Source organism: Macrococcoides bohemicum (genome assembly GCF_003259675.1).
In the GTDB taxonomy this organism is placed as follows: Bacteria; Bacillota; Bacilli; order Staphylococcales; family Staphylococcaceae; genus Macrococcoides; species Macrococcoides bohemicum.
This window is the reverse complement of the sequence record NZ_PZJG01000001.1, coordinates 661,756-685,708: the sequence shown is the minus strand read 5'-3', so window position 1 is coordinate 685,708 and position 23,953 is coordinate 661,756. Positions and strand designations below refer to the sequence as shown.

Sequence of the window (23,953 nt, the reverse complement as noted above, 5' to 3'; positions counted from 1 at the left end):
AAATATGAAAAATCAATATCTATTTATTTATTTGCTAAATTTTAATTAAAAATTCATATTCTTTTAATAAATAAAATTTTTCGATAGCATTAAAATAATAATGAAAACGATTAATTATACATTAAGTGATATTTTCTCGTTACTTACTTATTTGAAATTAACTTTTCTCTTTGTTATACTGTAGACTGTTTATAATTATTAGAGAGGAGTTTTTTAATGAAAGAAGGAAAAAAATTAACATCAGTTTTTTACATTGCAATAACACTTGTTGCAATAACTGTTTTACTTGGTGTCACGATGCCTAAACAGTTTAGTGAAGTTACAGGAGAGATCAATCAATGGATATCTGAGTACTTTGGCTGGTACTATGTCATGATAACTTCGATTTTTGTCTTCACATGTTTATTCTTGATATTAAGTCCAATCGGAAAATTAAAATTAGGTAAACCGTCAGACAAGCCAGAATTTAATACAATCTCATGGTTTGCAATGCTATTTAGTGCAGGGATGGGTATCGGTTTAGTATTTTATGGCGCATCTGAACCTTTAAGTCATTTTATTACTTCACCGGTTGCTGAACCAGAATCGGATGAAGCGATGAAAGATGCATTTCGCTATACATTCTTTCACTGGGGATTTCATGCATGGGCCACTTATGGTGTAGTAGCATTAGGGCTTGCATATGCTCAATTTAGAAAAGGTGAAGCGGGATTAATTTCTAAAACGCTTAGACCTGTATTAGGTAACAAAGTTGATGGATGGATTGGAACAATCATTGATGTACTTGCAGTATTTGCAACCGTAGTAGGGGTTGCAGTTTCATTAGGTATGGGTGCTCAGCAGATCAATGGTGGTTTACATTATCTTTTTGATGTACCAAACACGTTTAACGTTAAGCTGCTCATTGTTTTTATCGTGACGATTTTATTTCTTGCTAGTGCCTGGAGTGGTCTATCTAAAGGGATACAAATATTAAGTAATGCAAATATTGCAATTGCTACTTTATTATTAATCGCCGTCTTATTTTTAGGACCGACCATATTAATTTTAAATATGTTCTCAACATCAATCGGTAATCTCTTACAAAACTTTTTAAGTATGAGTTTTGATGTTGCTCCACTTGATAAAAATAAACATGACTGGATGAATAGCTGGACAATTTATTATTGGGGCTGGTGGATGAGCTGGAGTCCATTTGTCGGAATATTTATCGCACGTGTATCAAAAGGTAGAACGATTCGTGAATTTTTAATCGGTGTATTACTCGTACCAACAATTATTAGTGCGCTGTGGTTTAGTGTATTCGGAGTTACAGGTATTGAAGTATTTAAAGATGTTCCTAAAATTGGTGAAATGGTTGTTGAAACACAGTTGTTTGCAATCTTTGAACATTTACCGATGGCGATGGGTCTGTCACTTATTGCTTTAACATTAATCTGTACATTCTTTATAACGTCTGCTGATTCTGCGACCTTTGTATTAGGGATGCAGTCTACAAATGGCTCTTTAGAACCAGCGAATAATATTAAAATTATCTGGGGTGTTTCGCAGTCTCTAATTGCGCTAGCGCTTATTTATGCAGGTGGTCTGTCAGCATTGCAAAGTGCAGCGATCATTGCAGCCTTCCCATTCTCATTCGTTTTGTTGATGATGTTAATATCAGTGTATAAAGATGGTAATAAAGAAAGAATGCGACTTGGATTGACATTGAAGCCGGATAAAAAATTTAGAAATAAAACATATGAAGTTAATCCGGAGAAAAATAAATAATTTTAATGGCAGTTCAGGTTATTTTACTTGAACTGCCTTTTTATTATAAGTAAAACTTATAAACCAGTATAGCTTATTTGGAATGTGATAATATTTACTTCTCATTCTATTTTGATTAAAATAGAGATGTAAAGGCTTTAATAATCTTTAGGGGGAACGCAAAATGAATTCAAATTTACAACAAACTGCAAAACAGACATTTGAATTAAATGGTAAATCGTACACGTTTTATAGTTTAAAATCTTTAGAATCATTAGGTTTAGGTGAAATTAAAAATTTACCTTATTCTATTCGTGTATTACTAGAATCAGTGTTACGTCAATATGATGGTCGTGTAATTAATGAAGATCATATTAAGCATTTAGTTAAATGGGGCAAAAAGAATGATCCAAACGCTGAAGTACCGTTTAAACCGTCACGTGTTATTTTACAGGACTTTACTGGTGTACCTGCGGTCGTTGACTTAGCATCACTTCGTAAAGCAATGGATGATGTTGGTGGAGATGTTACGAAAATTAATCCAGAAGTACCTGTTGATTTAGTAATTGACCATTCGGTACAAGTAGATGCTTATGGTAACGAAACTGCGTTAAAGCGCAATATGGAGTTAGAATTTGCACGTAACAAAGAACGATATCAATTCTTAAACTGGGCGACAAAAGCATTTGATAATTATCGTGCAGTTCCACCAGCAACAGGTATCGTACATCAAGTAAACTTAGAATATTTAGCGAACGTTGTTCACGTACGTGACGTAAATGGTGAACATGTTGCTTTCCCTGATACATTAGTAGGTACTGACTCACATACAACGATGATCAATGGTATCGGTGTACTTGGATGGGGTGTAGGTGGTATTGAGGCTGAAGCGGGTATGCTTGGTCAACCATCATATTTCCCGGTACCGGAAGTTATTGGTGTTAAACTGACCGGAGAGCTTCCTGAAGGTACAACTGCAACTGACTTAGCATTACGTGTAACGCAGGAATTACGTAAAAAAGGAGTAGTAGGAAAATTTGTTGAATTCTTTGGTCCTGGTGTTGTGAATTTACCACTTGCAGACCGTGCGACAATTGCCAATATGGCACCTGAATATGGTGCGACATGTGGTTTCTTCCCAGTTGACGAAGAAGCTTTAAATTATATGCGCTTAACAGGTCGTGATGAAGCACATATCCAGCTTGTAAAAGAATATTTAGTGAAAAATGAAATGTTCTTCACAACAGATAAAGAAGATCCAACTTATACAGATACTTTAAATCTAGATCTTTCAACAGTTGAAGCTTCTTTATCAGGACCAAAACGTCCTCAAGATTTAATCAAACTTAGCGATATGAAAAAAGAATTTGTGAAATCAGTTACTGCAAAAGCAGGTAATCAAGGTCATGGGTTAGATAAAGCAGAATTTGATAAGACTGCATCAGCTACACTTGCTGATGGTAAATCTATCACAATGAAAACGGGAGATATCGCAATTGCGGCGATTACATCTTGTACGAATACATCAAACCCATACGTTATGTTAGGTGCTGGATTAGTTGCTAAAAAAGCTGTAGAAAAAGGATTACAAGTTCCAGCTTATGTAAAAACATCATTAGCACCGGGATCTAAAGTTGTAACGGGTTATCTTGAAGATTCAGGATTACAAACATATCTTAATCAATTAGGTTTTAATACTGTAGGTTACGGATGTACGACATGTATCGGTAACTCAGGACCGTTATTACCTGAAATTGAAGAAACAATTTCAAATGAAGATTTATTAGTAACGTCTGTATTATCAGGTAACCGTAACTTTGAAGGCCGTATTCATCCGTTAGTGAAAGCAAACTACCTTGCTTCACCGCAACTTGTTGTGGCATATGCTTTAGCGGGTACAGTTGATATCGATTTACAAAATGATCCGATCGGTAAAGGACACGATGGCAAAGATGTTTACTTAAAAGATATCTGGCCAACAATTGATGAAGTTAAAAATGAAGTAAATGCTGTTGTAACACCAGAATTATTCAGAAAAGAATATGAAAATGTCTTTAATTCAAACGAAATGTGGAATCAAATTGAGTCTACTGATCAACCTTTATATGATTTTGATCCTACTTCTACGTATATTCAAAATCCTACATTCTTCCAGGGGTTATCAAAAGAACCAGGAAGTATTGCACCGCTTAAAGATTTAGCGGTTATGGGTAAATTTGGTGATTCAGTTACAACTGACCACATTTCTCCAGCAGGTGCTATCGGTAAAGATACACCAGCAGGAAAATACTTAAGAGAAAATGGTGTTGAAATTCGTGATTTCAACTCTTACGGCTCTCGTCGTGGTAACCATGAAGTTATGATGCGCGGTACATTTGCAAATATCCGTATTAAAAACCAAATCGCACCAGGTACTGAAGGTGGATTTACAACTTACTGGCCAACGGGCGAAGTAATGCCGATTTTCGATGCTTGTATGAAATATCAGGCAGATGGCAAAGGATTAGTCGTATTAGCTGGAAATGATTACGGTATGGGTTCTAGTCGTGACTGGGCTGCAAAAGGGACTAACCTATTAGGCGTTAAAACAGTTATCGCTCAAAGTTACGAACGTATTCACCGTTCTAACTTAGTGATGATGGGTGTATTGCCATTACAATTCTTAAAAGGTGATTCTGCTGATAAATTAGGATTAGATGGTTCTGAAACATTCTCTGTTGAAATCAACGAAGGTATCAAACCACGTGATGAAGTGAAAGTAACTGCAGTGAAAACTGATGGAACTATAGTTGAATTCAACGCTTTAGCACGATTTGACTCAGAAGTAGAGTTAGATTACTATCGTCATGGCGGCATTTTACAAATGGTTTTAAGAGATAAATTAACACAATAAAAATATTTGACCTATGAATTAAATATTCATAGGTCTTTTTTTAGTATCAAGTACTAAATTTTTGATAGAATAGAGTTATCATTATTAAGAAGGTGACCAATTTGTATTATACAGAGAAAGAAATCGAAGTACGTTACGCAGAAACAGATAAAATGGATGTCGTTTATCATGCAAATTATTTAATATGGTTTGAAGTTGCTAGAACTGATTTTATTGAAAAAGCTGGATTCAGCTATGCTGATATGGAAAAAGATGATCTTATTTCACCAGTATTAGATGTAAGTGTGAAATATAAACGTTCTATTACGTATCCTGAAAAGATAACAATTAAAACATGGATACATTCTTATTCAAAACTAAAAACTGTCTATGCATACGAAGTGATAAAAGAGAATGGGGAGATTGCTGCCACAGGACAAACGACGCATGTCGTACTGAAGAAAGGTAGTGATCGACCAATACGTTTAGATCGTTATTATCCTGAGTGGCATGCTAGATATCAGGAATTTGTTGCTATAGAAGAAGCACAATAAACAAACAGAAGCCGAGTCAAAGTTGACCCGGCTTTTTTGGTGCAATCCTATATTTAATTTCAGCATTTACTGCCTGGACTTATTTCTTATTAAAGTTAATCTTAGATTCAGTACCATTCATAATACGTTCTATGTTAGATTTATGTCTTACAATAATCACAATCATAATCAGAAATGATACACCCATTAAAATCTTATCCTCAAAAAAAAGAGAGCCGATAAAATTTGCGATACTTGTAAGCATACTTGTTAGTGATACCATTTTTGTTGTAAATAATAACGTAAAGAAGATGATGGCTATTATTAAGAAAAGCACTGGATTTGTACCAAGTATAACACCCGCACTTGTGGCAACAGCTTTACCCCCTTTAAATTTTAAGTATATTGGAAATACATGACCGATAACAGCTACAACACCGATAATGATTGGATGAATATTTTGGTGGAATATCATTGGGAACAATGCAGAAATTGTACCTTTTAAAACATCAAAGATTGTTACAAATATTCCTGCTTTCTTACCGAGTATTCTAAATGTATTCGTTGCACCTAAATTACCACTGCCATGTTGCCTAATATCTATATTGTAAAATAATTTACCAATGATTAATCCAGTAGGGATACTACCGATTAAATATGCTGCGATTAACATCATCGCTATTATCATAAAATCTCTCCTTATATTAGCAGGTACTAATAGTTATTCATAAAATTATACTTTTATTATAGCTTATTCGGATGAAATAGAAAATAATTATTAAAATTCCATCGCTATATTTTAATTCATCTATGATAGCCCGTACCGTTTTTATAATGTTTATGATAAAGTTGAATAGAGCACAACCATTTACTACTATAAATATATTATGTAAACTTTAATGTTTTTATATAAATACTTGCAAAAATATAGGGATTAGATAAAATAGTGAATGTGTATAAATTAAACGAACGTATGTTTGTAGGAGGTAATATTTTGCCGAAAAATCAATATAATGATGAATCGATACAAGTTTTAGAAGGGTTAGAAGCAGTTAGAAAAAGACCTGGTATGTATATCGGTTCGACTGACACGAGAGGGCTTCATCATCTTGTGTATGAAATTTTAGATAATTCTATCGATGAAGCATTAAATGGGCATGGTAATAAAATAGAAGTAATTTTGAATGAAGATGATTCTGTAACAGTAACAGATAATGGACGTGGGATGCCGACAGGTCTGCATAAGACAGGTAAACCGACACCAGAGGTTATATTTACTGTATTACATGCAGGTGGTAAGTTTGGACAGGGTGGATATAAAACAACTGGTGGTCTTCACGGTGTAGGGGCTTCTGTAGTTAATGCGTTAAGTGAATGGTTAGAAGTTACAATTCATAATAATGGGAAAATCTTTAAACAACGTTTTGAAAATGGTGGCGTACCTGTAACAACTTTAGAAGAGATAGGTAAATCTAAGAAGACAGGTACAACTGTTACTTTTAAACCGGATCCTTCTATTTTTAAACAAACGACGAAATATAATTATGAAACATTAAGCGAACGTTTACGCGAATCAGCATTCTTATTGAAGGACTTACATATTTCGATTACGGATAATAGAGTAATTCCGAAGCGTCACGATGATTTTTATTTTGAAGATGGTTTAAGTGATTTCGTAAAATTCGTTAATGAGGGTAAAGAAACCTTACATGAAGTAGCGCATTTCAATGGTACATCAAATGAAATTGAAGTGGAAGTTGCCTTCCAATATAATGATCAGTATTCAGAGACCATACTTTCTTTTGTTAACAACGTACGTACGAAAGATGGCGGAACACATGAAGTGGGTATGAAGACTGCGATGACTCGTGTGTTTAATGAATATGCGAGAAAGATAGGCGAATTAAAACAAAAAGATAAAAATCTAGATGGTAATGATATTCGTGAAGGTATGACTGCGATTATCTCTGTTAAGATTCCTGAACATTTATTACAATTTGAAGGTCAAACGAAATCTAAACTTGGGACAAGCGAAGCAAGAAGTGCTGTAGATGCGATGCTCGCTGAACAGCTACCGTATTATTTTGAAGAGAATGGTAAGCTCAGCCAGGTTCTAGTGAAAAAAGCTGTAAAAGCAGCACAAGCAAGAGATGCTGCACGAAAGGCACGTGAAGAGGCTCGAAATGGTAAGAAGAACAAACGTAAAGAAACATTGTTGTCAGGTAAATTAACACCTGCTCAAAGTAAAAATACAGAGAAAAATGAACTATATTTAGTAGAGGGTGATTCAGCCGGTGGTTCTGCTAAACTAGGACGTGACCGAAAATTTCAAGCCATATTGCCATTACGTGGTAAAGTAATTAATACAGAGAAAGCTAAGCTTGAAGATATTCTAAAGAATGAAGAAATCAGCACGATTATTCATACGATTGGTGCAGGTGTCGGCAATGACTTTAATATTGAAGATAGCAATTACAAAAAAGTGATTATAATGACGGATGCAGATACAGATGGTGCGCACATCCAGGTATTATTACTTACATTCTTCTTTAAATATATGCGACCTCTTATTGAAGCAGGAAAAGTATATATAGCGTTACCGCCTTTATATAAAGTTTCTAAAGGCAAAGGTAAATCAGAAGTGATTGAATATGCATGGACGGACGATGAACTAAAAGATGTGCAGAAAAAAGTAGGAAAAGGATTTATTTTACAGCGTTATAAAGGTTTAGGTGAAATGAATGCTGATCAGCTATGGGATACAACGATGAACCCTGAAACCCGTACATTAATACGTGTGGAAATTGACGATGAATTAAGAAGTGCGAAACGTGTATCAACATTAATGGGTGATAAAGTTGAACCTCGTCGTGACTGGATTGAACAAAATGTTGAATTTGGCATGCAGGAAGATGTCAGCATTCTTGAAAGTGATGAATTATTGTTGCTTGAAGAAGAAGAGGATGTTGCTGTAATTAAAGATGTAGATTTATCTGAAGGAGGTATAGCGTAATGCAGGAAAATATACAAAGCTTACCTTTAGAAGATGTTATTGGTGATCGATTTGGACGCTATAGTAAATATATTATTCAGGATCGTGCGATACCGGATGTCAGGGATGGTCTAAAACCAGTACAACGTCGTATTTTATTTGCGATGCACACTGAAGGTAATACATTTGATAAAAACTTTAGAAAAAGTGCTAAAACAGTAGGTAACGTTATCGGTAATTATCATCCTCATGGTGATACTTCAGTTTATGATGCCATGGTCCGTATGAGTCAGGACTGGAAGTTACGTCATGTTCTCGTTGAAATGCACGGTAATAACGGTAGTATAGATAATGATCCTCCTGCCGCTATGCGTTATACAGAAGCAAAGTTATCAAAACTTGCCAGTGTATTATTACGTAATATTAATCAGGATACTGTTGATTGGGTACAAAACTTTGATGATACTGCAATGGAGCCTATGGTTTTACCTGCAAATTATCCTAATCTATTAGTCAATGGGTCAACGGGTATCTCTGCAGGTTATGCCACTGATATTCCACCACATAATTTGAGTGAAGTAATCGATGCCACATTAATGATTATCGATAATCCTAATGTTACTACTGAAGAAATTATGACAGTCATGCCAGGGCCAGATTTTCCGACAGGTGGGATTATTCAAGGTAAATCAGGTATAAAACAAGCATATGAAACGGGCAAAGGTAAAGCGATTGTACGTGGTAAAGTTGAGATTGAAAAATTACGCGGTGGCAGAGAAGAGATTGTAATCACTGAAATACCATTTGAAGTGAATAAAAGTACACTTGTTAAACGTATTGATGAATTAAGAGCAGATAAGAAGATTGAAGGCATTCTTGAAGTTCGTGATGAAACAGATAGAAATGGTTTAAGAATCGCCGTAGAACTTAAGAAAGATGCAAATGCAGAAGGTATATTAAACTATCTATATAAAAATACTGATTTACAAGTTGCTTATAACTTTAATATGGTAGCAATCAGTGATAGACGCCCAAGTCTTTTGGGTGTCAAAGCAATGTTACAAAGTTATATTAAGCATCAACAAGAAGTCATTTTACGCCGTAGTCAATTTGAATTAGAACAGGCTAAAAAACGAATGCATATTGTTGAAGGGCTCATTAAAGCATTGTCGATATTAGATGAAGTGATAGAAACGATTCGTCAGTCTAAAAACAAAAGTGATGCAAAAGAAAATTTAAAAACAAAATATGATTTTACAGAAGCGCAAGCTGAAGCCATTGTGATGTTACAGTTATATCGTCTAACGAATACTGATATTGTACAATTAGAAAATGAACATGATGAATTAAAGGCTACTTTAGAAAAACTTGAGAAAATCATTAATGATAAAAAACATTTAATGTCGGTGATTAAACGTGAACTTAAAGCCGTACAAAAAGAGTTTAGTGAACCTAGATTAAGTGTTATTGAAGATGAGATTCAGGAAATCAAGATTTCTAAAGAGATTTTAATACCTAGTGAAGAAACGATTATAAGTATTACGAAAGACGGTTATATTAAACGTACTTCTCCAAGAAGTTTTGGTGCGAGTGGATTATATGAGCTTGGTACTAAAGAAGGAGATTCAATACTGGATTATAAAGAAAGTAATCTACAGGATGTACTGCTTGTGTTTACCAACTTAGGACACTATATTTATATTCCTGTTCATCAGTTACCTGATGTGAAATGGAAAGAGCTTGGTACTCATATATCGCAAATTGTTCCGCTTACTCAAAACGAACATGTTGTTGGAATGATCAATGTTCCTGATTTCAATCAGGATCAAAGTATTATGATAGCAACAAAAAATGGAATGATCAAAAGAACATTACTTAATGATTTTAATGTGACACGTTTTTCAAGACCGATTGTCTGTATGAAATTAAAAGATGATGATCAGGTTATTGCTATACAATCTGTAACTGGTGAAGAACATATTCTCGTAGTAACTCAAAATGGTTTTGCATTACATTATTCATTAGCTGAAATCAATAATATCGGGATAAAAGCTGCGGGCGTAAAATCAATTAATCTTAAAGACAATGATAAAGTTATTTCAACTGAATTAATTTATCCCGAGAGTGACCTCATTATTGCTACGCAACGTGGAGCAATGAAAAAGATGAAAATAGATTTATTTGAAGAGAGTAAACGAGCGAATAGAGGCGTTGTTATCTTAAAAGAACTCAAATCTAATCCGCATAAAGTAGTTAATGCATATATCATAACTGATGATGTAAACTTTACATTATCTTCTTCAAATGAAATATATCAGTCAAATACAAAAACGATACGTAACGCTGACAGATATACAAATGGTAGTTTTATCGTAGATGAAAAAGAATTTGGACAGATTGATACATTTTATCTTATGTTTGATATTGAATAAACAGTAATGATAATTGTTAAATGTTGTTTGATAGTTAATTATTATATATTAAATAATTTTATATATATTAAAATAAAAATTGAAACCTTCATATTCTATGATAAAATGAACTTTGTATTATTTTTATTAAAGGATATGGAGGTTTTATATGTTTTCGAATGTAAATTTTGATGCAATGATACCAGAGTGGTTTAAATCGATTGTCACTGCTGGTAATGATTTGATATGGACTGAATTTTTAATCGGATTACTATTACTCGCTGGGTTCTTCTTTAGTTTAAGTTCAAGATTTATTCAGTTTAGATGGTTGAAAGAGATGTTTAGGGTAATCGGTGAGAAACCTGAAACACTCGAAGATGGGAAAAAAGGTATTTCATCTTTTCAGGCGTTTGCTATAAGTGCAGCGAGCCGAGTAGGTACTGGTAATATCGCTGGTGTAGCAACGGCAATTGTTCTTGGGGGGCCTGGTGCAGTATTCTGGATGTGGGTAATTGCATTCTTCGGTGCTGCAAGTGCTTTCTTTGAAGCGACACTCGCACAAGTTTATAAAGTAAAAGATGAAAAAGGTGGTTTCCGTGGTGGGCCAGCTTACTATATGGAGCATGGATTAGGTCAAAAGTGGTTAGGTACAACATTTGCCATTCTTATTACAGTAACATTTGCATTTGTTTTTAATACGGTACAATCAAATACGATTGCTGCTAGTTTTAAAGAACAATATAATTTTGATCCATTCTGGACAGGAATCTTTTTAGCTGTGATAACGGCACTTGTCATCTTTGGTGGAGTGCGCTGGATTGCCAACGTTTCAACAGCAATCGTTCCTGTAATGGCGATTCTTTATATCGTTATCGTATTGTTTGTATTAATCACACATATAGGTGACGTTATACCGATGTTTATGCAAATCGTAAAAGGTGCATTTAGATTAGAACCAGCATTTGGTGGTGCATTAGGATTTACCATCATGCAAGGTATTAAACGTGGGTTATTCTCAAACGAAGCAGGTATGGGGTCTGCTCCTAATGCAGCAGCTACTGCAGCAGTAAGTCATCCGGTTAAACAAGGATTAATACAATCACTTGGTGTATTCTTCGATACGATGTTAGTGTGTACGGCAACTGCGATAATGATCTTATTATATGGTGGATTAGAGTTTGGTGATAAAGCACCTCAAGGGATTGAAGTAACACAAGCAGCTTTAAATAGTCATATTGGTTCATTTGGCGGAGTATTCCTGACAATTGCAGTGTTTTTATTCGCTTATTCTTCTGTATTAGGTAACTATTATTACGGACAATCAAACATCGAATATTTAACAACAAATAAAACAGTTATGTTTATCTTCAGATTGTTAGTAGTACTGATGGTATTTTTCGGCGCTGTAATTAAAGTAGAAACTGTGTGGTCTACTGCTGATTTATTTATGGGATTAATGGCTATCTTAAATATTACTGCGATTATTGGATTAGCACATGTTGTGTTTGAAGTTGCTAAAGATTATGATGAGCAACGTAAAAAAGGTTTAAACCCTGTATTTAAGACTAAAAATGTAAAAGCAGACTTATCATCTGTGGAGACTTGGGGAGAGAATCCTTACAAATATCATTCTGAACAGGATAATATTGACATGAAAGAGATTAAATAATTAAATAGTAAAAAAGTTGTATAAATAAAGTCAAAAAGAATCAGCGTATGAAATCATACACTGATTCTTTTAATATGTCATTATTTAAATAGTCCCATAATTGCATCGATAATTGATTGAATGAAGTTCATAAATTTATCCCATACGCCTTCTTTTTCAAGTGAATCCTGAATGCTTTTCCCCATATCTTTCGCTTTATCAGCGGCTTGTTTAAAGCCATCTGAATTTTTAATCTCATTGACATAATCTTTTGCGCCATTGATAAACTTATCTTTATTTTCTCCACTGAATACACCAGAATTTTGTGCGTTATTAATAAAGTTAACGATGATGTTAATTTGGTTGTCTGAAATAATATTATTTAGACCATTGTTTTCAATCTTCTGAACAACGATATTTTTAATTTCAGTTGTATTTAAGTTAGCACCTTGCTTAGCAATTTCTGCTTTAGCTTCAGCGATTGCTTTATTTAATTGTTCTTGAGAGAAGCCTTCTTTGCCAGCATTTTCTGCATTAATATTTGAAATTGAATTCAATTCATTTTGGGCGGCTTGCGTTTGTGCTGTATCAATTGATTCACCTTGTGCTTCAAATGCTTTATATACGCCAGCTAACGCACTTTCACCGGTAACATCTTCTGCAGCTGCAATTGTAACTTCAGCATCCGTTACACCAGCAGTGAGCAATGCATTTTTATAAGTATCTTCGGTAATTTTAGTGATTTTACCTGCTGATTGGTTTATATTTAAAGAAAGACCAGAACCAGCTGATAATTTCTTGATACGAATACTGGATTTTAAAACGCTGTCGTTTGATTGTAAATCTAAATATTTCGTTAAATCTGCAGCATGAACATAAGTTGTCTTATCACTATCATCAGTACCAAGTAAAGACTTAGTTTTATTTTGCAGATCACTATTTTGTTCCAGGGCAGCACCGTAAACAGTTACAGCTTCTGACCAGGCTTCTTCAGTAACAGCATCAGCATTTTTAAATGGAACTACAATGAGTAATAATGCTATTGAAATGAATAATAACTTTTTGTATAATTTCAACTTAATCCCTCCAATTTTTATTTAATATTAAGTTTCACTATATTTAATATAGCTGCTATTTATGTAGCTATCATTATTTTACCATGTAACTAAATTGAACACATAGGTCTTTGGAATGAGGTATTTAATATGGGACAATATATTGTCGATAAAGTTCTGAATAATAACGTATTAATTGCGCTTAAAAATAATAAAGAAGTTGTATTGATCGGTAAAGGTATAGGCTTCAATAAGAAAGCCGGACATACAATAAGTGATCAGGATCTAAATAAAATAGAAAAAATGTTCGAACTTAAAACTGAACAGGAACAAGAACGCTATAAAGATTTAATGACGTTAACAGATGACCATGTCATTGCAACAGTAATCGAGATTGTGGAATTTATTGATAAGCGAACAGATGGACAAATGGACGATAAAATCATTTTATCACTAACAGATCATATCATATTTGCTTTAAAACGTTATAAAGATGGTATTTTTGTTGCAAATCCATTTTTGAAAGAAACAGAAGCATTATATCAGAGAGAATTTTTAATTGCTGAACAAGTTGTTCAAATGTTAAATGATAGACTTCAGGTTAATTTTCCTAGAACTGAAGTAGGATTTATTGCATTACATATTCATTCTTCCGTAAATAATCATTCACTTCGTGATATGAATATGATGGCAGAAGTCATTACAAAAGCGATTCATATGATAGAACAGGATTTGAAAGTAAATATTGATAAGGATTCTATTGCTTATTCAAGATTTGTTAGACATATTAGTTTTGCAGTACAACGTGTGATGGCAGATGAACGTATGCCTGAACAAAAAAAATTAGAAAACCTATTGAAAGTTCAATATCCAATGTGTTACAATACGGCTGTAAAGATTGTTAAGATGATGCAGACGCATTTAAACAAGTCTGTTTATGAATCAGAGCTTGTATATCTTACAATGCATATTCAAGCATTTAATACTGAAGTAGATAACGTGTAACTGATAAAGCAGGCATGAGTTATTACTGGTACAAAGGGACCAGTATATACTCATGCCTTTTTTGTTTGCTTTGTATTTTGTGAATATGTATGTAGCTTTGATGATGCATGTAGACTTGTATTCATTATATTTTTTACATAGTCTATAACAATCTAAACAAAACATTTTAGGAGGAAAAAAATATGTTCAAAACGTTATTCGGTCAATTACAACGTATCGGTAAAGCATTGATGTTACCGGTAGCAATCTTGCCAGCAGCCGGTTTACTTCTAGGTATCGGTGCTGCTCTACAAACTGAATCATTAGTTGATTTTTTCCCGTTTTTAAGCAATGACATTATCGTCAAAGTTGCTTCGATGTTACAAGCCGCAGGTGGAATTATTTTTGATAACTTGCCACTGCTCTTTGCACTCGGGGTAGCTGTTGGTTTAGCTGGTGGTGACGGTGTTGCAGCTATAGCAGCATTCGTTGGTTACTTAGTGTTAAACGTTACAATGGGACAAATTGGAGGCATTAATGCTGAAAATGTTGGTTCTAGTCCTGGTTATGCTACTGTATTAGGTATTCCAACATTACAAACAGGTGTGTTTGGTGGTATTATTATTGGTATTTTAGCTGCTTGGGCATACAATAAATTTTATAATATTCAACTACCGCCATTTTTAGGATTTTTTGCCGGAAAACGCTTTGTACCAATCGTTACAGCTTTTAGTGCTTTTATACTAGGGATTGCAATGTTCTTTATTTGGCCGGCAATACAAAGTGGAATGAATAGCTTATCACTTTACTTAATGGAAGAAAATAAAGCATTAGCAGTCTTCGCATTTGGTATGATTAAACGATTACTTATTCCATTTGGTCTTCATCATATCTTCCATGCACCATTCTGGTTCGAATTTGGAACATATACAAATGCAGCAGGAAAAGTTGTTCATGGTGATTTAAATATTTTCATGGCTCAAATTCAAGATAAAGTCCCATTAACAGCAGGTGCATTTATGCAGGGTGAATTCCCAGTCATGATGTTTGGTTTACCAGCAGCAGCTTTAGCAATATATCATACTGCTAAACCGGAAAAGAAAAAATTCGTTGGTGGTTTAATGGCGTCTGCAGCCTTAACATCTTTCTTAACAGGTATTACTGAGCCATTAGAATTTTCATTTTTATTTGTTGCACCAGTATTATTTTTTATTCATGCAGTATTAGATGGATTATCATTCTTAATCTTGTATTTAATGGATTTACATTTAGGTTATACGTTCTCAGGAGGATTTATTGATTTCTTCACTTTCGGTATTTTACAAGGAAGAACACCTTGGTGGTTAGTAATTCCTGTGGGATTAGTATATGCAGTTATTTACTACTCAGTATTTAGATTCTTTATTGTAAAATTGAATCTAAAAACACCTGGTAGAGAAGATGAAGAGGTTGTGAATAAAGTAACTTCTAATGATGAATTACCTTTCAGTGTGTTAGATGCAATGGGTGGTAAAGAAAATATTAAACATTTAGATGCATGTATTACACGTCTTCGTGTTGAAGTTAAAGATAAATCTAAAGTTGATGTTCCAGAATTAAAAGCTTTAGGTGCTGCAGGTGTATTAGAAGTTGGTAATAACATGCAGGCTATCTTTGGTCCAAAGTCAGATCAGATTAAACATGAAATGGCACGTATTATGTCTGGTGAAGTTACGCGTCCAGAACAAGTGCATATCGAAGATCCAGGTGCTGTAAAAGCAGAGGAAATAATAGAAGCTGTTCCTGCAACATCAAATGCTTCAACAAATAATGCATCAACAATTTTTGCACCAATTACTGGTGAAGTTGTAGAGCTTTCAACGGTTCCTGATCAAGTTTTCAGTCAAAAAATGATGGGTGACGGAGTAGCGATTAAACCTGAAGAAGGATTAGTTGTTGCACCATTTGACGGTGAGGTTAAGATGGACTTCCCGACAAAACACGCTCTTGGTCTTGAAAGTAATGATGGTATTGAAGTCCTAATTCATTTCGGATTAGAAACAGTCGGATTGAAAGGTGCAGGTTTTGAAATGTTAGTTAAACCTGGCGATCATGTAACGAAAGGTCAATCTTTATTAAAAGTAGATTTAGACTATATTCGTGCAAATGCTGATAGCGATATCACACCAATCATATTTACAAACTTAACTGATAAATCAATGCACAATATTAATTATGGTCACACAGTTGCAGGAGATGCAATTTTAGATATCAAATAATCATTTAGTACAATTAGGGACTAGCATGCGCTAGTCCCTAATTTGCTTTTTTATGATAATTATGTTTAAATTTGATATGATATTCACACTTTTAGAATACAATAACTTGATTATGTAAACCTTGATTTATTTGTTAAAATCAAAATAAAAAAAATAAGGAGGAAACAAACTATGCAGGATAATCGATTTATGCGTTTTTTAGGTGGAAAAAATCTCATCTTTTCATTATGTGTCCTTATTTTAGTAGGGATATTAATCTTTGTTTTTGCTAAAGTATCATTTGTATTTAAACCACTTCTAATTATCTTTAATACGATTATTGGCCCAGTCATTTTAGCTTTTGTACTTTTTTATCTATTAAATCCAATCGTAGATTTACTGGAACGCAATAGGGTCAAAAGATTTTATGCGATTATTATTTTGTTTTTATTAATTATCGGTGTTTTCACAATACTTATTACTGTATTAATACCTTTAATAGAACAGCAAATACTAAGTCTTGTAGCAAACTTTCCGGATTATATGAAACATATCCTTAATAAGTTTAATGATATTGCATCTAATTCACGTATTGCTCCATATATGCAGGACATTCAAAAGTGGGTGAACACGAACTTAAGCGATCTTCCTAATAAAGTAGGAGATTATCTTGGTAGCTTTTCATCTCGTTTAAAATCTATTATCGGCACAATTGCTAGTGTAGCAGTGGTAATTATGACATTTCCTTTTGTATTATTCTTTTTACTTAAAGACGGTAAACAATTTAAAAGCTATTTGATCAAATTATTACCCCCACGCTATCGCAGTGATTTCAATGAAATTCTGGAGAAGATGAATGTCCAGGTTGGTTCATATATTCAGGGACAAATGATTGTTGCTTTTTGTATAGGAGTGTTACTGTTTATCGGTTATAAAATTATAGGACTGGAATATGCACTTATCTTAGCGTGTATTGCTGCAGTTACAAGTGTTGTGCCTTATTTAGGACCGATGATTGCCATCAGTCCGGCAATCATCATCGCACTTGTTGACTCACCACTTATGCTATTGAAGTTAGCTGTTGTGTGGATGGCAGTACAATTTTTAGAAGGTCATTTTATTTCACCAAGTATTATGGGTAAAACGATGAAGATTCATCCACTTACAATTATCTTCGTTCTGCTATGTGCCGGGAATATGTTGGGTATAATCGGTGTTATTCTTGGTATTCCGCTATACGCAATTATGAAAGTTTTAGTACAATTTTTCTTCCATAAATTTAAAATACGATATAATAAATATTTTCAGGATGCACATGGTCCATATGAGATAAATAAAAATGAAGCATAACTCTTGTTTATGCTTCATTTTTTGTGATTTTGCAAAAATGTTATTTACATGTACAATAGTATTATCTTTTTTTACATAAACAATATTTAAATACATTTTTTAACATAGAAAGTGGGTAAGTATGAAAACATTTTTAAATAACCACCAAAACAAACTAAAAATATTATTTATAGCTTTACTATTTGTTTTTATTTTTTATAAATTAATCGGTGAATTATCATCTATTGATTATAAAGCAACCTATATTGCGTTTAAATCGTTGCAATCTTATGAACTCGCTGGTCTGATTATATCAGGGTTTTTAGCTGTAATGTTGTTATCGTTATATGACTTTGTATTGGCTAAAAATTTAAATTTATCAATTCCTAAGAAAAAGTTATTGAACACAAGTTTTATAGCGAATGCATTAAACGCTGTAATTGGATTCGGAGGCATAATTGGTGCTGGACTGCGATTACTAGTTTATAGAAATTATGCTGATGACGAAAGAACTTTAGTTAAAGCAATCTCCTTATTGTTATTATCAATGATTTCAGGAATGAGCATTTTAAGTCTAGGTATCATATTCAATTTATTTAATAATACGCATGCCTTTGATCACTACCCATGGTATAACATTGCATTATTTATCACTGCTTTGTTCTTACCCGTGTTTTTAGTATATACATTTATAAAACCGGTCAATCAGGATAAATTATTAGGATTAAAATTTACTCTAGTCTCTGCAATGGAGTGGATTGCAGCAAGTGGCGTAATGTACTTAATCTTTAAATGTATTGGTAATCCCGTACCATTTGCGGTTGTCATCGGCATATTTGTTGTAGCAGCTTTAGCAGGATTAATATCACTCGTACCAGGTGGATTTGGTGCATTTGACTTAATGATTCTTGTAGGTTTTAAAGCCATTGGAATTACAGAAGAACAAGTATTACTTACTTTACTTATTTATCGCGTAGTTTATTACTTTGTACCATTCCTGCTTGCACTTGCATTATCGACTTTCGAGTATAGAGGTGTGGCGAGAAAACAATTTGAAGATCGGTTTGAAGATCATAAATATGTTGGTCCAGCAATTGAGACAAGTAATTTGTTTTTAAGCATTTTACGTGACTTAATTGTAAAACTTCCGGCAATTGCATTAGGGGTTATTGTAGGTATTACGGGTCTCTTATTATTTTTAAGTAACGGTTTAGTAATCATAGAAGCTATCTATGATGTGAAACATAATACGTATTTATTTCTAGCCGCATTATATGGAGTGGCTGCGCTGTTATTAATCATTAATGCTAAGGGTATTATGTATGACACAAGACGCTCGCATGTAATGAGTATGGTCGCAGTAAGTATTTTACTGATTGTCGTATATCTGACATATGGAAACTTTCTCATTTATATCTGGCTATTTATTGTGTTAATACTATTGTTTATCGGCAATCGGAATGTAAGTTCGATTAGAAGACCAATAACATTAAAAAGAGCAGGATTAACCATTCTTTCATCAATCGTTTTATTATCAATCAACGGATGGTTACTTTCATTACAATTAGAAGATTTGATTCGCTCAGAAAATATTGATTTCGATAGTAACTTACTAAAATATTATTTCCTGCTTTTAATCGTATTATTTGCAGGTGTGACGTTTACACTCTCTTATCTCTTCAATAAAAAATTTAAAACTAAAATTGATATGCAAATGTCAACAGAGGAGATAGACAAAATTATTCAGACGTATGGCGGAAATTTTGTGAGTCATCTGGCATTCACTGGTGATAAATTATTTTTTACGAATGATGATCGTGATGCATTTGTCATGTTCCAATTCAAAAATGATAGTATTATCGTTTTAGGTGATCCAATAGGGAATAAGGAATCTTTCCAATGTTTACTGACACAGTTCTATGATAAGACAGAATATTACGGTTATGACGTCGCATTCTATCAAGTTCAATCTCATCTGTTACCGATGTATCATGATTTCGGAAATATATTCTTTAAACTAGGTGAGGAAGCAGTCATTCCACTTGAAGACTTTACGATCAGCGGAAAGAAAAAACGCGCATTTCGAGCTACTGTCAATAAATTTGAAACAGAAGGATATCGCTATGAAGTGCTAGAGCCTCCTTTTGATGATTGTTTAATTGCTCAATTACAAGAAGTTTCTAATGAATGGTTAAATGGACGTAACGAAATGAATTTTTCGGTAGGCCAGTTTAAACATGATTATTTAAATAAAGCACCGATCGGAGTTATTAGAAATGATAGTGAAATTATTGGCTTTGTATCGTATATGCCAACGTATTATAACAATTCATTTTCAGTTGACATGATACGCTGGAAAGATAATGAACTCCAGATGATGGATGGTTTATACTTAAATACAATGCTATTAATGAAAGAGAAGGGCTATCATTCATTTAATATGGGAATGGCACCACTATCAAATGTAGGCAGTCATAAACATGCTTTTTATAGAGAACGTCTAGCAGGTAAGATATTTGATTCTATCTCAAGACTTTATAGTTTTAAAGGATTACGTCGATATAAGGAGAAGTATGACCCTGACTGGCAATCAAGATACTTAGTTTATCGAAAAGATAGTTCACTCATTACACAGATGATTCGTATTAATGCAATCATTAATCGATCAAAAAAATCTGAGCGTTAGCTCAGATTTTTTTGTGTCTTTATGTAATTTTCACGATCAATTTGTTCCTGCTTGTAACGTTCAGGGTTTCTTTTATAGAAATCCTGATGTTCATCTTCTGCTAAATAGAATACTTCAGCGGGACGAACTTCAGTAACAATCGGCTTATCAAACCTATCTTGAATACTTTCTATGTAATCATTTGTTTTCATTTTTTGTGTTTCATCAGAATAGAAGACAGCAGTTCTATATTGTGTGCCTCTGTCCATATATTGGCCGAAAGCATCTGTCGGATCAATTTGAGCAAAGAATATCTCTAATAATTTATCAAATGAGAATACAGCATCATCATAAATTATTTCAACGACTTCAAGATGATCTGTCGTACCTGTCTTCACTTGTTCATAGGTTGGATTTTCAATATGTCCACCCATATAACCACTCTTTACACTTTCAATACCATCAAAAGAATCAAAAGGTTTTACCATGCACCAGAAGCAACCTCCGGCAAAATATATCGTTTTCATTTCAATCTACCTCCTTTTAATTATTTTACGATAATAATGTACAATTACCATAGGAATTTGCTTGCAATTTATTCTTATTTTTTATAAGTTTAATATACTGGAGAATGGAAAGTAGGGTGTTTTATTATGGATGGACAAACGCCACCTGTACGTCGCCGAAAAAAGCGACGTATTCGTAAGTTACCGTTTATATTATTATTTATTATTTGTATTTTATTAGGATGTTTTTTATACATAAAATCAAGTTATGAAAGTGGCTTAAAACAAGCTGAAAAACATGCACCGAAACATGAACAATATGAATTTAACGGTGTGAATAAAAAAGATGGAAAGATTAATATATTAATATTAGGACAGGACCGAGCGGTTGATGGATCTGCGAGAACTGACTCTATCATGATCGGCCAGTATAACTACTTAAATAAAAAGATGAAAGTTATTTCGGTGATGCGTGATATTTATGCTGAAATACCAGGTTACAGAAATTATAAGATTAATACAGCCTATACTTTAGGTGGACCGGAACTATTAAGACAAACGATTAAACAGAATCTTGATATCGATATAGATCATTATGCCATTGTTGATTTTAAAGGATTTTCTGCAATGGTAGATGAAATATCACCGAACGGTGTACCCATTGATGTTGAAAAAGATATGTCAGAAAAAATTGGCGTAACACTAACTGAAGGAAAGCACAATTTAAATGGTAAAGAGTTATTAGGCTATGCACGATTCAGAAATGATGCTGAAGCTGATTTTGGTCGTGTTAGACGTCAACAGCAAGTAATACGAGCATTAAAGAAAGAAATGGTTAGTCTTCCAGTGATCTTGAAAACACCTAAACTTGCTGGTATCGCAAGAGGATACATCAATACAGATATGACAGATGGAGAAATATTCAGAACAGGTACTTCGTTTGTAATCAGAGGGAGTAAGGATCCAAATACGTTAGTCATTCCGGTAAAAGATAGCTTTACTCAGATGAGTTATCCTGAAGCTGGCGCAGTATTAGAAATTGATAAAGAGAAAAATAAAACAGCTATTAAGAAATTCCTAGAGGAATAAACTCAGTCAGAAGACTGAGTTTTTATTATATGCATTCATAATATAACAATGATAAAATAAATTATGAATTAAATGGAGGGATACAAATGAATGATTTAGAAGCAATGTACCAGTATGCAGTGAACGTTGCTAATACACTACAAGCATCACCAGTATACGATGAACATAGTGATGCAGATGATCAGGCAATGGTGGCGTATACTTTCGGTGTACTCAATGGTTATGCACAAAAAAATGACTTTGGCGCAGAAGAAATACAAGTTGTTATGGTCAGATTAATCTCAGAATTTATCGGCTATCCAGTTGATTACGCTGAAGCTTTAACACAATATATTATTTCATGTACGAATAAAGAAGAAAATGAATCAATCTATATCATTATCCATAAAGGACTTGATCAATATTTAGATGGGGGACGCGTTGTCGACTTCCAAAATGATTATACGATGATATTAAATGATATTAAAGCAGTTGTAGAACCTGAACAGGCACCGAAACGCATTAATATGGCTGCACGAATCAATCCGAATGAACAATAAAAACCTGCTTGTCCGCTAAGGACAAACAGGTTTCTTTTTTGAATTACGATTCTGATTTTAATTTGCCAGCCACTGCATAGCGATCTTTTTTCAATTCTTTAATAAATACATGAATATTTTCTTTCGGTGCGTTCGCATTAGTTGCTACGACCTCGGTCACTTCTTCAACGATTTTCTTTAACTGTTCTTCTGAACGACCTTCTAGTAATTCTACTGTAATAAATGGCATATAATTCTCTCCTTATTTATGGACTATATTTACGGATGATCCTTTACCACTGATCCAGTCATCCGTACCGTCATCTTCCATGATTTCGATATTGACATCTGTAACGTGTGGTTGTTGTAATAACTTTGTAACTAAATCTTTCTTGATTGCAGTTAATTCACGTAGATTAAACTGATGACCTAATGTTTCAACAGTCGCTTCAATATGCTTATCTTCTCCTTCTTTCATAACGACTAAACGTTTAATATCAGAGATTTCAGGATGCTCTAAAATGATTTTAGAAGCATAAACTTCCATATCTTCATCAGCACGACCGATAGCTCCAGCTGCATTCTCCATAAATACTTTAAATACAACGTAGAACATCGCTAAACCGATAATTACTGATACGATACCTTCAATCATTGTGAATCCTGTAAAACGAGAGACAATAACTGCGATTAAAGCGATAACACCACCACCTGTTGCCACTGTGTCTTCCATAAATACTAACTTCGTCGCAGGTTTAGCTTTAGCTAAATGGGCATAACTTGTAGTGAAAGGGTGAAGACCAGTAGTTGGTTTATGAACTTCTTCCAACACTTCTTTACCTGCTTTATATAACACTATACTTTCTAATACAACACCAATTAATAATACACCGACGTTGATTAAGAAGTGCGTAGGGTTATGATCGCCCGCAGCAGCAGGATGCTGAATATGGTGAATCCCTTCTAAAATTGTCTCGTAGGCTAAAATTGCTACGATAATCACTGCAAATAAACAAACGATATTCACAAGACGACCATAACCGAATGGGAATTTCTCGTTCGGTTCTTTCTTAGAAACCGCTGAACCAACCCATACGAATAATTGGTTTGCAGCATCACCGAATGAATGCATCATTTCAGCGAACATAGCGACGTTACCAGTAAATACGTAAGCTCCGAACTTTAAACAACCTAGAATAAAATTTACGATTGCTGCAATTAATGAAGACTTACTACCTTTTTTGAGTAAATTAAATAAACGTGACATAGAAAACTCCTTTATTCATTTTATTATTATATTATAACCGAAATTAACGTGAAAAACCTTAATAATCGTTGTATAACAGTAACCATAATTGAAAAGAA

General features: G+C 33.7%; 17 protein-coding genes. 12 read left to right on the top strand and 5 right to left on the bottom strand.

All coding sequences use genetic code 11. The annotated features are described in order from the left end of the window. Window positions 1-216: 216 nt before the first annotated feature. The 3 genes from BHX94_RS04305 to BHX94_RS04295 all read left to right on the top strand — a co-directional run bounded on the left by BHX94_RS04305 (window position 217) and on the right by BHX94_RS04295 (window position 5,175). Window positions 217-1,770, top strand: coding sequence for a glycine betaine uptake BCCT transporter (locus BHX94_RS04305; protein WP_111745040.1), 1,554 nt, complete (start codon window positions 217-219; stop codon window positions 1,768-1,770). A gap of 163 nt (window positions 1,771-1,933) precedes the next feature. After that, complete coding sequence (gene acnA / locus BHX94_RS04300; RefSeq protein WP_111745039.1) at window positions 1,934-4,642, top strand: aconitate hydratase AcnA; 2,709 nt, start codon at window positions 1,934-1,936, stop codon at window positions 4,640-4,642. A gap of 101 nt (window positions 4,643-4,743) precedes the next feature. Beyond that, window positions 4,744-5,175 carry an acyl-CoA thioesterase gene (locus BHX94_RS04295; RefSeq protein ID WP_111745038.1) on the top strand — a complete coding sequence of 144 codons (432 nt, stop codon included), beginning with the start codon at window positions 4,744-4,746 and terminating at the stop codon, window positions 5,173-5,175. Between the two features lie 79 nt (window positions 5,176-5,254). On the opposite strand, the gene plsY is transcribed toward BHX94_RS04295, so the two are convergent. After that, window positions 5,255-5,842 carry a glycerol-3-phosphate 1-O-acyltransferase PlsY gene (gene plsY, locus BHX94_RS04290; RefSeq protein ID WP_096076585.1) on the bottom strand — a complete coding sequence of 196 codons (588 nt, stop codon included), beginning with the start codon at window positions 5,840-5,842 and terminating at the stop codon, window positions 5,255-5,257. A gap of 306 nt (window positions 5,843-6,148) precedes the next feature. Between plsY and parE the strand changes: the two genes are divergently transcribed. From parE to alsT, 3 genes are all read left to right on the top strand, one after another. Continuing rightward, window positions 6,149-8,167, top strand: coding sequence for a DNA topoisomerase IV subunit B (parE, locus tag BHX94_RS04285; protein ID WP_242446650.1), 2,019 nt, complete (start codon window positions 6,149-6,151; stop codon window positions 8,165-8,167). Then, window positions 8,167-10,578, top strand: coding sequence for a DNA topoisomerase IV subunit A (parC, locus tag BHX94_RS04280; RefSeq protein ID WP_111745037.1), 2,412 nt, complete (start codon window positions 8,167-8,169; stop codon window positions 10,576-10,578). Before parE ends, parC begins: the two co-directional genes overlap by 1 nt. A gap of 148 nt (window positions 10,579-10,726) precedes the next feature. Further along, window positions 10,727-12,226 (top strand): glutamine transporter AlsT, encoded by a 1,500-nt coding sequence (alsT, locus tag BHX94_RS04275; RefSeq protein ID WP_111745036.1) that lies wholly within the window; start codon window positions 10,727-10,729, stop codon window positions 12,224-12,226. An 80-nt stretch (window positions 12,227-12,306) separates the two neighbouring features. On the opposite strand, the gene BHX94_RS04270 is transcribed toward alsT, so the two are convergent. Beyond that, window positions 12,307-13,281, bottom strand: a complete 975-nt coding sequence (locus tag BHX94_RS04270) for a DUF1002 domain-containing protein (protein ID WP_111745035.1) — start codon at window positions 13,279-13,281, stop codon at window positions 12,307-12,309. A 129-nt stretch (window positions 13,282-13,410) separates the two neighbouring features. On the opposite strand from BHX94_RS04270, the gene glcT reads away from it, so the two are divergent. The 4 genes from glcT to mprF all read left to right on the top strand — a co-directional run bounded on the left by glcT (window position 13,411) and on the right by mprF (window position 20,496). Continuing rightward, window positions 13,411-14,265: a glucose PTS transporter transcription antiterminator GlcT gene (glcT, locus tag BHX94_RS04265; RefSeq protein WP_111745034.1), complete on the top strand. Its 855-nt coding sequence runs from the start codon at window positions 13,411-13,413 to the stop codon at window positions 14,263-14,265. Between the two features lie 182 nt (window positions 14,266-14,447). After that, window positions 14,448-16,502 carry a glucose-specific PTS transporter subunit IIBC gene (gene ptsG, locus BHX94_RS04260; RefSeq protein WP_111745033.1) on the top strand — a complete coding sequence of 685 codons (2,055 nt, stop codon included), beginning with the start codon at window positions 14,448-14,450 and terminating at the stop codon, window positions 16,500-16,502. Window positions 16,503-16,673: 171 nt separating this feature from the next. Continuing rightward, the gene (locus BHX94_RS04255; protein ID WP_111745032.1) at window positions 16,674-17,831 is read left to right on the top strand and encodes an AI-2E family transporter; all 1,158 of its coding nucleotides are present in this window, start codon (window positions 16,674-16,676) and stop codon (window positions 17,829-17,831) included. 121 nt (window positions 17,832-17,952) lie between these two features. Then, window positions 17,953-20,496 carry a bifunctional lysylphosphatidylglycerol flippase/synthetase MprF gene (gene mprF, locus BHX94_RS04250; RefSeq protein WP_111745031.1) on the top strand — a complete coding sequence of 848 codons (2,544 nt, stop codon included), beginning with the start codon at window positions 17,953-17,955 and terminating at the stop codon, window positions 20,494-20,496. Here mprF and msrA read toward each other — a convergent pair. Beyond that, the gene (gene msrA, locus BHX94_RS04245; RefSeq protein ID WP_111745030.1) at window positions 20,493-21,008 is read right to left on the bottom strand and encodes a peptide-methionine (S)-S-oxide reductase MsrA; all 516 of its coding nucleotides are present in this window, start codon (window positions 21,006-21,008) and stop codon (window positions 20,493-20,495) included. The genes mprF and msrA overlap by 4 nt on opposite strands. Window positions 21,009-21,128: 120 nt before the next feature. On the opposite strand from msrA, the gene BHX94_RS04240 reads away from it, so the two are divergent. Continuing rightward, window positions 21,129-22,070, top strand: a complete 942-nt coding sequence (locus BHX94_RS04240) for an LCP family protein (protein WP_111745029.1) — start codon at window positions 21,129-21,131, stop codon at window positions 22,068-22,070. An 86-nt stretch (window positions 22,071-22,156) separates the two neighbouring features. Then, window positions 22,157-22,609 (top strand): Imm48 family immunity protein, encoded by a 453-nt coding sequence (gene imm48 / locus BHX94_RS04235; RefSeq protein WP_111745028.1) that lies wholly within the window; start codon window positions 22,157-22,159, stop codon window positions 22,607-22,609. Between the two features lie 43 nt (window positions 22,610-22,652). On the opposite strand, the gene BHX94_RS04230 is transcribed toward imm48, so the two are convergent. Together BHX94_RS04230 and BHX94_RS04225 are read right to left on the bottom strand one after the other, a co-directional pair. Beyond that, the gene (locus BHX94_RS04230) at window positions 22,653-22,838 is read right to left on the bottom strand and encodes a 2-hydroxymuconate tautomerase (protein ID WP_096076574.1); all 186 of its coding nucleotides are present in this window, start codon (window positions 22,836-22,838) and stop codon (window positions 22,653-22,655) included. Between the two features lie 12 nt (window positions 22,839-22,850). Beyond that, window positions 22,851-23,855: a cation diffusion facilitator family transporter gene (locus BHX94_RS04225; protein WP_111745027.1), complete on the bottom strand. Its 1,005-nt coding sequence runs from the start codon at window positions 23,853-23,855 to the stop codon at window positions 22,851-22,853. Window positions 23,856-23,953 lie beyond the last annotated feature (98 nt).

Bases quoted from the DNA above. Each gene is read 5' to 3' on its own strand.
- BHX94_RS04305 (WP_111745040.1), top strand. From the start codon at position 217: ATGAAAGAAGGAAAAAAATTAACATCAGTTTTTTACATTGCAATAACA.
- acnA (WP_111745039.1), top strand. From the start codon at position 1,934: ATGAATTCAAATTTACAACAAACTGCAAAACAGACATTTGAATTAAAT.
- plsY (WP_096076585.1), bottom strand. From the start codon at position 5,842: ATGATAATAGCGATGATGTTAATCGCAGCATATTTAATCGGTAGTATC.
- parC (WP_111745037.1), top strand. From the start codon at position 8,167: ATGCAGGAAAATATACAAAGCTTACCTTTAGAAGATGTTATTGGTGAT.
- alsT (WP_111745036.1), top strand. From the start codon at position 10,727: ATGTTTTCGAATGTAAATTTTGATGCAATGATACCAGAGTGGTTTAAA.
- glcT (WP_111745034.1), top strand. From the start codon at position 13,411: ATGGGACAATATATTGTCGATAAAGTTCTGAATAATAACGTATTAATT.
- ptsG (WP_111745033.1), top strand. From the start codon at position 14,448: ATGTTCAAAACGTTATTCGGTCAATTACAACGTATCGGTAAAGCATTG.
- BHX94_RS04255 (WP_111745032.1), top strand. From the start codon at position 16,674: ATGCAGGATAATCGATTTATGCGTTTTTTAGGTGGAAAAAATCTCATC.
- mprF (WP_111745031.1), top strand. From the start codon at position 17,953: ATGAAAACATTTTTAAATAACCACCAAAACAAACTAAAAATATTATTT.
- BHX94_RS04240 (WP_111745029.1), top strand. From the start codon at position 21,129: ATGGATGGACAAACGCCACCTGTACGTCGCCGAAAAAAGCGACGTATT.
- imm48 (WP_111745028.1), top strand. From the start codon at position 22,157: ATGAATGATTTAGAAGCAATGTACCAGTATGCAGTGAACGTTGCTAAT.
- BHX94_RS04230 (WP_096076574.1), bottom strand. From the start codon at position 22,838: ATGCCATTTATTACAGTAGAATTACTAGAAGGTCGTTCAGAAGAACAG.
- BHX94_RS04225 (WP_111745027.1), bottom strand. From the start codon at position 23,855: ATGTCACGTTTATTTAATTTACTCAAAAAAGGTAGTAAGTCTTCATTA.